This is a genomic window from Methanobrevibacter sp. (assembly GCF_017940815.1).
GTDB lineage: Archaea > Methanobacteriota > Methanobacteria > Methanobacteriales > Methanobacteriaceae > Methanocatella.
Window position 1 is genome coordinate 1 of sequence record NZ_JAGAXX010000057.1, and the last position, 10,996, is coordinate 10,996.

The window sequence follows — 10,996 nt, forward strand, 5'->3', positions numbered from 1 at the left end:
GTTTTTATAAGACCTTTTTGGAGATTGGATCTTCAAATAAAAGATTTATAATTATTTTTTTTTGGTAGTTGCCTATTAAAGAGTAGTTATTAATAGAGATAGATCATGAATTATAAAATTAAAGAAGTTTTAGTTTTATTATTTATTGTAATCGCTGCATTGTTAATAATTGGTTCTGTTAATGCTGTAAATACTAATGAAAATAACACTTTGATGGATGATTCATTATGTTTAGCAAATGTTGAATCCGTTGAAGATACAGATAACGACATTTCCGAGGACATCATTGCAATAAATAATGATGATGGAAATGAAATTGAAGAATCAAACTCAGTAATAGAAGTTTCAAAATCAAGTGATAAGTTAGGCAGTCAGGAAGATTCTGATGTTCTTGCAGGTCCTTTTAACATTCAAACCACATCACTCACTCCTGTTGTGAGAGTTGGAGATGATGTCTACTTTAATGTATATGTTCAAAATCAGTGGAATACCTATTATGGTAACTGGTGGGAAGGTAATGTTCTCACAATCAATAATTGGTATGACGACACTGAATTGGAATTTGTAGAGATCATTCCTGCTGAATGGGCTAGCAATTATGTTAATTTAAAACCTGATGTTCAGTATTATGGTGAATCATCATATGTGCCTGTTCAGTATAGAGTTTATAATGGATGGCAACCATGGAACACCTTGCAGTATCAAATTCACTTCAAGGCTTTAAAACCTGGTAACTTCACTTATGGTGCTCACATTTATGACAATGGAGACAATTGGGGATGGTCAAGCGTTTTGGTTGGAGATCCTGAATTGACCATAATCAAGACTCCTCATCAAAAGGTGTACTGTCTTGGTGATGACGTTTACTTTGACGTATACATTGAAAATACTGGTACACTACCACTAGTTACTACTATGTGGATGGATGAAAATCAGAAACTTATATGGATTGATGACTGGTATGACCCTGGATTGGAGTTTGTTGACATAACTTTCAATCCTGATAAGAATGGAAATAGATGGGATCAAAACTATCAGTTTGCCGGTGAGTTTGATGGTGCTTATGGCCATCAACTGTTAATTCAGTATCTCACATATGGTAATTGGGAACCTGGTTCCTCCCTCAACTTCACAACCCATTTCAAAGCCAATAAAGTTGGGCAACTGAATAACAGTGCTCACGTTTTCTGGAAATGGAAATATTGGGGACCTGATGAAGTGCACAGACACGTTGAGGAATGGGGTAACAACTCAGTTTATGTAGGAGTACCTGAATTCACTATCGAAAAAGTTGCCTTAACAAAAGAGGTTAAAGTCGGTGACGATGTAATTTTCAATGTCACAGTAACAAACACCGGAAAAATTAACTTGACCGGAGTCTATATTCAGGACAACGAATATACAAATGGATTGAAATATTCTGATTATTCAGACAAGGACATTTGGACATTCGACGGTACTGATAAGTGGACCTATAATGGAACACTTGCTCCCGGTGAGGCAATTAGCTTGTTACTCACATTCACTGCAACCAGCACTGGTGTGAAAAACAATACCGCAGTTTGTGGAAACAATATCACAAATGAAACTTTAAACAGTACTGATAATGTAACTGTAACAGAAAATGAAACAGACGATGATGATGACCCTGAAGTTCCTGAGGACGTTCCTGAAGAAGATTCTGAAAAAGAACCCGAAGAAGAACCTGAAGTTCCTGAGGAAACTCCAAGTGAAGATGAAGTTCAAGAGGAAACTTCAAGCGTAGCAAAAACCGCTACCGGTAATCCTTTGTTTGTCTTGCTGTTATGTTTAATAGGATTAGGTTTCATTCCATCAAGAAATAAAAAACAATAATATGTGATTTTATCACATTTTTCTTTTTCTTTTTTTTAGAATTAAATACTTAAAAAATCATATTAATATCCATAAGGTGATTTTTTGTCAAGGAATTTTCTGCGTCCGATTGCATATATCTCATTGTTTTTAATCATATTGATATTGGGAATGTTTACTGATTGGGACCACAAGCTAATATTTTCAATTGCCCTGATTGGCGTTTTCCTGATATTGTTCACATACATCTTTGCAACTGAAGGGCCAGTCTTATTGAATGTTGCGATAATCATCACTGCATTCATTGGGCTTCCGATGTTCCTTTTGATGTTTCTGGACATTCCAAATTCCCTTCCGGGCTTTTGGGGAGGTATTCTGATGGCAATCACTGTTATAATTTTTGGAGTTCTTGCTATTGTCACAATAGTCAAGTTGAATTTTGTTGAAATAAGGTATGGGGAGTAGTTTGATATGAATGTTTCAAATGATGGGAAGATATTTACAAAGTCATTCTTTTTGATATTTGGAGCATTGCTCTTTACCGCTCTTGTGATGTATGCGTTGATGTCGACAGTCACCGAATATGCCACTTCATTGGGTTCAACTGCAACAGTAGCCGGTTTGGTTTCTGGAATTTACATTTTCGGAGGTCTGTGCTCAAGGATTTACTCCGGAAACGCTTTGGAGAAAATCGGCTGGAAGAAAACCGCTCTTATTTTCATGGGAATTCACTTCTTGTCCTGCCTTTTATATTTTTTAGTCAATGATGTAACCTTACTTTTGATTGTGAGATTCATCCATGGAATCGGCTTTGGTGCATCCGCCAATGCGATTGTAACCATTGCAACCGCAATACTTCCGAAAAGCCGTTTCGGTGAGGCATTTGGATACTTCATGCTTGGAACAACAATAGCTGTTGGTCTTGGGCCGTACATTGGAGGATTGCTTTATGATAATGTCGGATCAATTGGATGTTTCATTGCAGCCAGCCTTTTTGCCGCCATTGCATTAGTCTGCATCTTTTTCATAGATGTAAGCAAACAGGATCCTGCAAACAATTGGGAAATTGTTAAAAAAGAGGAAAAATCCTATTCCGGATTGGAAAAGGTCTTTGAATATAAGGCAGTTCCTGTGTCACTTTTTACAGCCCTGACCAGTTTGGGTTATGTGTCAATATTGTCATTTTACAGGCTTTATGCGGTTCAAGTTGATTTGGTAAGTGCATTTTCATGGTTTTTCATCATATATTCAATTGTCCTGATATTGTCAAGGCCTCTTGCGGGAAAGATTCAGGACAGGTATGGCGACATGATAATTTGTGTGACAGGAATCATCGCACAGTCCGTCGGATTGTTTCTGATTGCTTTCATGCCTTCAACATTAACAGTCATCATTTGTGCAGTCTGTGCCGCGCTTGGATTTGGAACGCTCAATTCCGCATGCACAACAATCGTCACAAGAGACACTCCTGAAAACCGTCGTTCATATGCCGTGTCAACCTTTTTCATATTCTGTGATGCCACAATGGGTTTTGGACCTGCTCTTTTGGGAAGTTTCGTGTCTGCCTCAAGCGGTTATGCGCCGGTCTATTTCATCTCATCATTCATAACCCTGTTGGCATTGCCGATTTGTGTGTATTCCCTTAGAAAATAATATCTAATAGGTAAAATAAATATGATGATATGGATTTGGCATGGAATATTGTAGTTGGTAATGTAATCTCACTGATTGCCGGAATTTTCATCATTTTGAGCATGTGGGTCAATGATGAAAAGCAGGCTTACAAGCACCAATTCCTTAATGCATTTATTCTGATGATTTCATCAGTATTCTTTTTATCATGGACAGGCGTCACAACCATGGCTATCGCCGCAACACGTAACGCAATGGTCTACAAGGACAAGTTGACATTTAACTGGACAGTATTTTTCATAATAATTTCAATCGTTTTGGGTCTTCTGGTCAACACCATGGGATTTGTAGGGCTTTTGCCGATAATTGCAATCATACAAATCACCCTGTGCAACTATTATCTCAAGTCAATCAAGACAATAAAGTCTGGCTTCATTGTAAACAGTGCCATTCATGTGATTTACTTTTTAGCGATTCTGGATTTCTCATCAGCAATCATAGAAAGTGTAACAGCGTTGATTGGTGTTGTCTCTTTAGTCAGGTTAATCCGCACTAAATGTTAATGATTAATGTTTTATATTTTCTTAATCTAATTATTATCAAGGTGTTTTAAATGGGAGATGAATATGAACCATATCATTGGCAGGTTGGAGACCCAGCGGGCTACGGCGATGATGTCGGAGTTCCTGACTATCCATATATGGGTTATCTCAACAATGGGGATGATGAGGAGGAGGAACGTCCTCACAAATCAACCGTTAGTCCTGGAAATAAACTGTCCAAGCAGGCTTTTAAATTGCAGGATGAGGGAAGATATGGTGAGGCAATGGACCTGATTAATCAGGCATTGAACATCTCTCCAAACAATCCAAGGTATTTGAATGTCAAGGCAATAATTCTCGACAATTCAGGAAGGTTTGAGGAAGCGCTTGTATATTACGACAGATCATTAAGCATTCGAGATAAGAGTGTTGTCAGGGGAAACAAGGCACAATGCCTTTACAGACTTGCCAAATGGAAGAATTATCATGAAACCAACTATAAGGAGCAGTTGGACATAATCAATGATGCCCTTGCAACCCTTCCCGATGACATTGACAGGGACCTTTATCTCCACTTGAAGGGAAACATCCTTGAGGACTTTGGAATGCCGATTCAGGCCAAGAAGTGCCATCTGCTTGCAAGCGGACTGCTTGATGAAATAGATAGTATTGAGGAAAAGGAAAAGATCTTGAAAAATCCAAATGAAACATTCATAAACATTGCAGGAACCAAATTCTATAAGAACTTGCTTCCTTTTAAGGATGGCGTGATTCTGGACTTGATTAAGGAGCCTGAAAACGAGCACGACCATGATGCGATACGTGTCGAGATAAACGGTGAAACCGTCGGATACGTTGCAAACAGCTCCGGGACATTGATTGACCAGGTAAAAAGTGCAACGGAAATTAAGAATAAATTCGATGATAAGACACGGGCAAAATACCTGTTCCCATTTTTGGATTATATGGTTATTGCAAAACTGATTTAAAGGGTTAGAATATGAAAAAGCTGGCAATATTAGATTTTGACGGAACACTGTTCGATTCCGTCCATGACGTTATGATAATTTTAAACAGGTCATTGGAAATGAATGGCTTTCCAACATTGACCCATGACGAGTACATCAAGAGATTGGGAGGAAACATCGATGAAATCGTGTCACTGGTCCTGAATGACCAAAGCACTCCCGAAAACATAGAGATCATTAAAAAAACCTATGAGGAATTGTATGAGGATTCTGATAATGAGAATACAATCCCTTTTCCAAGGGTTCATGATGTGTTAAGGCAATTGCAGGATAAGGGAATAATATTGGCCATAAACTCAAACAGAAAAACCGATTCAATAAGGTTTTATACGGATAAGTTTTTCGAGGATATCGATTTTGTAGCCATTGAAGGCCACAGCCCATATTGCCCTTCAAAGCCAGACCCTTGTGGTGTTAAAAGAATCATGGATGTTGCTAATGCATCAAATGATGAGACAATTTATATTGGAGATTCCATAACTGACATTAACACAGCAAAAAATGCTGATATTGATTGCCTGATTGTTGAATGGGGATATGGAACTGAAGAGGCATTTGAAGATGATTATGTACTTGATTTCATTGGGGATGCGTCTGAAATAATTAACTATTTTTAAGTTGAAATCCAACTATTAATCATGTTATTCGTAAATTATCCTAAATGCTCAACTTGCAGAAAAGCGAAAAACTGGCTTGATGAACACGATTTTGAATATGAATCAAAACATATCGTGGAAGACAATCCGACCGCCGATGAATTGCGTGAATGGTGGAAAACCAGTGAATTGCCACTCAAAAGGTTTTTCAACACCAGCGGAATGAAATACCGTGAATTGAAATTGAAAGATAAACTTCCGGACATGTCAGAAGATGAACAGCTGGACTTATTGGCCACTGACGGAATGCTTGTCAAAAGGCCGATTCTAGTTCATGACGATATTGTATTGGTTGGCTTTAAAGTCAAGGAATGGGAAGAAAAATTGTTATAAGTTACTTTTCAGTAACTAATCTCTTTTTATTTACGTTTAAACATAGTATATTTGATAAAAGTTTTTCAATGCTTTTATTTAAAAAAATTTAGGAGAAAGAACTATGTTTAAATTAAACGCATGGAATGATAAAGAAAGTTTTTCTGCATCTAAAATTGCACAAAACGTAATCGCAACCGCCTGCGGCAGTGACATTAACACCGCTTGCGGTTCTGATGTGACTGCATCCGCATGTGGCAGCGACATTAACACCGCTTGTGGCAGTGATGTTACTGCAACTGCTTGCGGTTCTGACATTAACACTGCTTGCGGCAGTGATGTTGTAATGTCCGCTTGCGGTAGTGACATTAACACCGCTTGTGGTGGAGACATTTCCACAGCATGTGGATCTGACAGATTTTAAGATTATCCTATCTTAAAATCATATTCTTTTTTTTTAGGAGGAGTTTTAATGGCAGATTATTTTGCATTTCAATGGCATATTTTAGATGATTGTGACCAAAGGTGTAAACACTGCTACATCTTTGCTGAAGACAACAACAAGGAATTGCACACAATGCAGTTTGAAGACATGAAGAAAGTCATTGATAACGCTTTAAGGATGTGTGAAAAAACCAATAGAAAGCCATATTTCAGCATTACAGGTGGAGATCCGATTCTACATCCTAACTTTTGGGACTTGCTTGAAATATTGCATGAAAAGGAAATTGACTACAGCATAATGGGAAATCCGTTTCACTTAACTGATGAGGTATGTAAAAGACTGGCCGATTTGGGCTGCAGGCAATACCAACTATCCTTAGATGGACTAAGGAGAACTCACGATTATTTTAGAAAACCAGGTTCATTTGACATCACATTGGAAAAAATCAAGACATTGCAGGATGCAGGCGTCAGGGCGAGCATAATGACAACTGTGTCAAGCGTCAATATCGACGAGATGCCAAGGCTGATTGATGTTGTCGTTCAAAACAATGTTGGATTGTTCAGCTTTGCAAGATACTGTCCGACAGGAGATGACAATGACTCTCATGTAACTCCTGAAGAGTATAAACGACTTCTGGAAAAGGTTTGGGAAAAGTATGAGGAATACAAGTACTCAAAAACATACTTCAACTTAAAGGACCATCTTTGGACATTGTTCCTCTATGAAAAGGGATTGTTCAAGATTCCTGAAAACCTGAAGGACGATGTCATATATGACGGCTGCAACTGCGGAAACAGTCACATGACAATACTTCCGACTGGTGATGTCTTTGCATGCCGCAGAATGGACAGCAAGGTTGGGAATGTTCTGACAGACGAGCTGTTTGACATTTTCACAAGTGACGAGATGGACGAGTACAGGCAATTCGAAAACTTTGAAAAGTGCAGCAAATGTGAACTGTTGAGATTCTGCAGGGGATGTCCTGCTGTAAGCTATGGATACACTAATGACATGTACTCAGCGGATCCTCAATGCTGGAAGGTGATAGCATGAAAGCGGTTGTTTTGGAAAAGACTTGTAAGGCTAATGAATTGGAAGTTAGTGAAGTGCCGATTCCTGAAGTCAAGCCGGATTGGGTGCTTGTCAAGGTGTTGGGCTTTGGAATCAACAGGGCTGAAATTGTCTTACGGGATTATGAGGCAGATGAGGATTACATTGACTTGCCTGTGATTCCTGGAATAGAATGTGTAGGGGAAGTTGTAAATCCATCCAACAGCAGATTTGATGAGGGAGATATTGTCGTAGGTTTGATGGGAGGAATGGGAAGGTCATTTGACGGGTCTTATGCTGAATATGCATTGCTTCCAGAAAAAAATCTTTTCAAGATTCCTGAATGTGTTTTCGGATACCTGCTGATGGAGGAAATCATTTCAATTCCTGAAACCTATTTCACTGCATTCGGTTCAATCAAGTCATTAAAGCTCAATAAGGATGATGTGATTTTGATTCGTGGCGCAACATCTGCAGCAGGATTGTCTGCAATGCAGCTTGCCGATGCGATGGGTGCCACAGTTATAGCAACCACCAGAAATGAGGGAAAAGTTGCCAATCTCTTGAGTAACGGCGCAAATTACGTTGTCATCGATGATGGAAATATTGAAGATAAGGTTAAGGAGATATGTCCTGACGGTGTTGAGAAAGTCTTGGAACTGGTCGGTCCTAAGACATTGCAGGACTCAATGAACTGCCTTAAAAAGGGTGGAATATGCTGCAACACTGGAATTTTGGGAGGGGATGAGTACATCTCAGAATTTGACCCTATCAAGTTGATTCCAAATGACCGATACTTGACCTCGTTTTTCTCCAATTATCCCACTCAGGAGATAATAGATGAGATGTTCATGTTCATAGTTGAAAATGACATTGATCCGAAAATAGGCAAGCTATTCACCGATTTGGAAGATATCGGTCATGCTCACGAACTTATGGAGTCAAATAAGGCTCAAGGAAAAATAATATTTAGGTTAGAAAAATGATAACAAAGGAAGAGTGCTTTAAACAATTGAGAGAAGTTATAGATGCGACATTGTCAACGGTTGACGAGAACGGAAATCCTCAATCAAGGATTATTGACATCATGCACATTGAGGATGATAAGATATTCTTTTTGACAGCACGGGGAAAGCATGTCTACAATGAGATTTTAAACCATCCTCAAGTAAGCTATCTGTGCCTCAACAACAACAGGTCAATAAGAATATCTGGTGAGGCCCATAAGCTGGAGGACCAGAAACACTGGATAGACCTGATGTTTGATGAAAACAAATTCTTGAACAATGTATATCCAGGAGCCGCAAGATACATTCTTGAGCCGTTTTGCATTGAAAACGGAGAGATGGAATACTTTGACCTGACACAAAAGCCGATTTTCAGGAAATCATTCAAATTGGGCAACGGGAAAATCACTCCAAAGGGTTTTGAAATCACCGATGCGTGTGTTGGCTGTGCAACATGCTTTGGAGCCTGTCCGCAACATGCGATAAATGAGGGAACACCATATGAAATCATGAAGGAACATTGCTTACATTGCGGAAGATGCTTTGAAAACTGTCCTATGACTGCTATAATTAAATTATAGCTTTATTTATTCTTTTTTTTAATTAAGTTACCTCTAGGTTACTTAAAAGTTATTTATATTAATTTATAAAAATTTAATTAAGTGATTAAATGGTAACTGATGATAATGCAAGTGTGTGCCCGATAGAACTGGCAATGCAGATGATTAGCAGAAAATGGGTCATTCAGATTTTAAGGGACATGTTTTTTGGAAAAACCCGTTTCAATGAATTCAAGGAAGATAAGCCAGGACTTTCCAACAAGGTCTTGAGCCATTGCCTTAAGGACATGGAGGAAAATCGGCTAATAAAAAGGCATGAGCTTGAGGACAGTATTGAATACAAGCTAACAGAAAGGGGATTGGCCTTGAATAAGGTCTTGTATGAACTTGCAATGTTCACATTGACTAGCGATCTTGGCGAAGAGTACTATTCTGATGAATATGTCGATGAATTGAAGGTGGTGTTCCGGGGCGCCTTGCTTAAAGAAGATAGCTAGGAATTTTTTGATTTTGTTTTGGGGAATTGGGAGTATTTCCGTTCGGATTTGTATTCGTAAGGTTTGGCAAGTCAATCCTGCCTCAAAAAATTCCTCTTTTGGAAATCATATGAAACTAATTGGGGATTAATTATTTGGAGGTTAAATCTATTTAGCTGTCTTTTACAAAAACTTTAATTGTTTTAAACAATAAATTAAGAGTAAGATTCAATATCTTACTCTTGGGTTGTATCGATACAGCAACTTGTTTTGATGTCACTTCCACATGGGCCTGGAGTGACTCTTGTTGTATCAATACAGCAACTTGTTTTCATATTGCTTGAACAAGATGTTTCGATTAGGTCAATATTTGTTGTGTCAACGCAACAGCTTGTGTTCAAATGCTTGTTTGTTTTGCTACACATGACATCTTGTGCAATTTGCGCTTGGGAAAATTTTTCATTTTCATTCCAATCGTTTAATCTAAACATTTTAGCCATCTCCTAAAATTTGAAAGCCACATTCTTGCAGCTTTCAATACAAACTTAGGCAAACTGCATATAAATGCTTTTCGTAACCGTTTGGTCACCAAACTAAAAACCGAAAAATTTATATATGATAAAAAAGCAGGTTATATAGCCGACTGATTTTTAGGAGGAAACTATCATGACCATATTAAAACACATTAAGAAATGTCCTATTGAATTAGTTGTAAATTTAATTAGAAAAAAGTGGGTTATCCATATAATTCGAGACTTGTTCTATGGAAAAACAAGATTTCACGAATTTAAGGAAGGAAAACCAGATCTTTCAAACAAGGTGTTAAGCAACTGTCTGAAGGAAATGGAAAAGAACGGATTGATCCATAAGATTGTAGACAAGATTGACAAGAAAAACGTCAAGTACGTTTTAACCGAAAAGGGCAAGTCATTGAACAAGGTTCTGTATGAGATTGCCATGGTGGCCGTTGACAGTGAAAATTACTCTGACAAGCTCAGGGATGATTTGAAAGCAAGTTTCAAGGAAAACTTGTTGTAAATCAAATAACCAAATAATGGGTTGCGGTGTGGACCCAAAAAAACTACTTTTTTTATTAGTTTCAATATAATATTTTAGATTAATTTTTTTATGGTGTTTTTTTGGCTAGGACTAATAAGTATTTGCTATTTTTTAAAATAAATATTGATTTAATCATGTAAAATTGATTTAATTCTGTAATATTATTATAATTGTTAAATCAGTTGTTTAGAAACGTTTATATGATGGAAAGTTGAACTTCCGCCAACTTTTAAGAAGTTGGGGATTCTCGATTTTTTTAACATGTTCTTTGAGTGGAATGTTAATATTTTCGAGCCGATACCCGCGCACCGCAGGCCATGACAATCCCAATAGGGACTTGTCTTTATTATTTTTTCTTGGATTAATCTTAATCCTTCATTTTTTATATTAATA

15 protein-coding genes are annotated in these 10,996 nt (G+C 37.8%); 13 read left to right on the forward strand and 2 right to left on the reverse strand.

Annotated features, from left to right (window positions below):
- Nucleotides 1-105 precede the first annotated feature (105 nt).
- The 12 genes from ILA26_RS07410 to ILA26_RS07465 all read left to right on the forward strand — a co-directional run bounded on the left by ILA26_RS07410 (nt 106) and on the right by ILA26_RS07465 (nt 9,565).
- Nucleotides 106-1,854 (forward strand): DUF11 domain-containing protein, encoded by a 1,749-nt coding sequence (locus ILA26_RS07410; RefSeq protein ID WP_292895896.1) that lies wholly within the window; start codon nt 106-108, stop codon nt 1,852-1,854.
- An 84-nt stretch (nt 1,855-1,938) separates the two neighbouring features.
- On the forward strand, nt 1,939-2,298 hold the full coding sequence (locus ILA26_RS07415) for a hypothetical protein (RefSeq protein ID WP_292895898.1): 360 nt from the start codon (nt 1,939-1,941) through the stop codon (nt 2,296-2,298).
- 6 nt (nt 2,299-2,304) lie between these two features.
- Nucleotides 2,305-3,486: an MFS transporter gene (locus tag ILA26_RS07420; protein WP_292895900.1), complete on the forward strand. Its 1,182-nt coding sequence runs from the start codon at nt 2,305-2,307 to the stop codon at nt 3,484-3,486.
- A 29-nt stretch (nt 3,487-3,515) separates the two neighbouring features.
- A complete protein-coding gene (locus ILA26_RS07425; RefSeq protein ID WP_292895902.1) occupies nt 3,516-4,028 on the forward strand; it encodes a YgjV family protein in 513 nt (170 codons plus the stop codon).
- Nucleotides 4,029-4,078: 50 nt separating this feature from the next.
- Nucleotides 4,079-4,996, forward strand: coding sequence for an HIRAN domain-containing protein (locus ILA26_RS07430; protein ID WP_292895904.1), 918 nt, complete (start codon nt 4,079-4,081; stop codon nt 4,994-4,996).
- Between the two features lie 11 nt (nt 4,997-5,007).
- Nucleotides 5,008-5,652: an HAD family hydrolase gene (locus ILA26_RS07435; RefSeq protein ID WP_292895906.1), complete on the forward strand. Its 645-nt coding sequence runs from the start codon at nt 5,008-5,010 to the stop codon at nt 5,650-5,652.
- Between the two features lie 21 nt (nt 5,653-5,673).
- Nucleotides 5,674-6,024 (forward strand): arsenate reductase family protein, encoded by a 351-nt coding sequence (locus ILA26_RS07440; protein WP_292895908.1) that lies wholly within the window; start codon nt 5,674-5,676, stop codon nt 6,022-6,024.
- A 103-nt stretch (nt 6,025-6,127) separates the two neighbouring features.
- Nucleotides 6,128-6,427 (forward strand): hypothetical protein, encoded by a 300-nt coding sequence (locus ILA26_RS07445; protein WP_292895910.1) that lies wholly within the window; start codon nt 6,128-6,130, stop codon nt 6,425-6,427.
- Nucleotides 6,428-6,475: 48 nt separating this feature from the next.
- Nucleotides 6,476-7,504: a radical SAM/SPASM domain protein, ACGX system gene (gene acgM, locus ILA26_RS07450; RefSeq protein WP_292895912.1), complete on the forward strand. Its 1,029-nt coding sequence runs from the start codon at nt 6,476-6,478 to the stop codon at nt 7,502-7,504.
- Complete coding sequence (locus ILA26_RS07455) at nt 7,501-8,487, forward strand: zinc-binding dehydrogenase (RefSeq protein WP_292895914.1); 987 nt, start codon at nt 7,501-7,503, stop codon at nt 8,485-8,487. Before acgM ends, ILA26_RS07455 begins: the two co-directional genes overlap by 4 nt.
- Nucleotides 8,484-9,089 (forward strand): pyridoxamine 5'-phosphate oxidase family protein, encoded by a 606-nt coding sequence (locus ILA26_RS07460; protein ID WP_292895916.1) that lies wholly within the window; start codon nt 8,484-8,486, stop codon nt 9,087-9,089. The genes ILA26_RS07455 and ILA26_RS07460 overlap by 4 nt, the downstream gene beginning before the upstream one ends.
- Before the next feature lie 89 nt (nt 9,090-9,178).
- Nucleotides 9,179-9,565, forward strand: coding sequence for a helix-turn-helix domain-containing protein (locus tag ILA26_RS07465; RefSeq protein WP_292895918.1), 387 nt, complete (start codon nt 9,179-9,181; stop codon nt 9,563-9,565).
- A gap of 215 nt (nt 9,566-9,780) precedes the next feature.
- Here the strand turns inward: ILA26_RS07465 and ILA26_RS07470 are convergent, their stop codons facing one another.
- Nucleotides 9,781-10,035, reverse strand: coding sequence for a hypothetical protein (locus ILA26_RS07470; RefSeq protein ID WP_292895920.1), 255 nt, complete (start codon nt 10,033-10,035; stop codon nt 9,781-9,783).
- A gap of 175 nt (nt 10,036-10,210) precedes the next feature.
- On the opposite strand from ILA26_RS07470, the gene ILA26_RS07475 reads away from it, so the two are divergent.
- Nucleotides 10,211-10,582 (forward strand): helix-turn-helix domain-containing protein, encoded by a 372-nt coding sequence (locus ILA26_RS07475; RefSeq protein ID WP_292895922.1) that lies wholly within the window; start codon nt 10,211-10,213, stop codon nt 10,580-10,582.
- Between the two features lie 194 nt (nt 10,583-10,776).
- Here the strand turns inward: ILA26_RS07475 and ILA26_RS07480 are convergent.
- Nucleotides 10,777-10,996: hypothetical protein (locus ILA26_RS07480; protein WP_292895924.1), on the reverse strand; the 220-nt coding region annotated here is incomplete at its 5' end.

Coding starts and splice junctions, on each gene's coding strand:
- ILA26_RS07455 (WP_292895914.1), top strand. CDS start 7,501: ATGAAAGCGGTTGTTTTGGAAAAGACTTGTAAGGCTAATGAATTGGAA.
- ILA26_RS07445 (WP_292895910.1), top strand. CDS start 6,128: ATGTTTAAATTAAACGCATGGAATGATAAAGAAAGTTTTTCTGCATCT.
- ILA26_RS07430 (WP_292895904.1), top strand. CDS start 4,079: ATGGGAGATGAATATGAACCATATCATTGGCAGGTTGGAGACCCAGCG.
- acgM (WP_292895912.1), top strand. CDS start 6,476: ATGGCAGATTATTTTGCATTTCAATGGCATATTTTAGATGATTGTGAC.
- ILA26_RS07435 (WP_292895906.1), top strand. CDS start 5,008: ATGAAAAAGCTGGCAATATTAGATTTTGACGGAACACTGTTCGATTCC.
- ILA26_RS07420 (WP_292895900.1), top strand. CDS start 2,305: ATGAATGTTTCAAATGATGGGAAGATATTTACAAAGTCATTCTTTTTG.
- ILA26_RS07475 (WP_292895922.1), top strand. CDS start 10,211: ATGACCATATTAAAACACATTAAGAAATGTCCTATTGAATTAGTTGTA.
- ILA26_RS07460 (WP_292895916.1), top strand. CDS start 8,484: ATGATAACAAAGGAAGAGTGCTTTAAACAATTGAGAGAAGTTATAGAT.
- ILA26_RS07465 (WP_292895918.1), top strand. CDS start 9,179: ATGGTAACTGATGATAATGCAAGTGTGTGCCCGATAGAACTGGCAATG.
- ILA26_RS07470 (WP_292895920.1), bottom strand. CDS start 10,035: ATGTTTAGATTAAACGATTGGAATGAAAATGAAAAATTTTCCCAAGCG.
- ILA26_RS07440 (WP_292895908.1), top strand. CDS start 5,674: ATGTTATTCGTAAATTATCCTAAATGCTCAACTTGCAGAAAAGCGAAA.
- ILA26_RS07425 (WP_292895902.1), top strand. CDS start 3,516: ATGGATTTGGCATGGAATATTGTAGTTGGTAATGTAATCTCACTGATT.
- ILA26_RS07410 (WP_292895896.1), top strand. CDS start 106: ATGAATTATAAAATTAAAGAAGTTTTAGTTTTATTATTTATTGTAATC.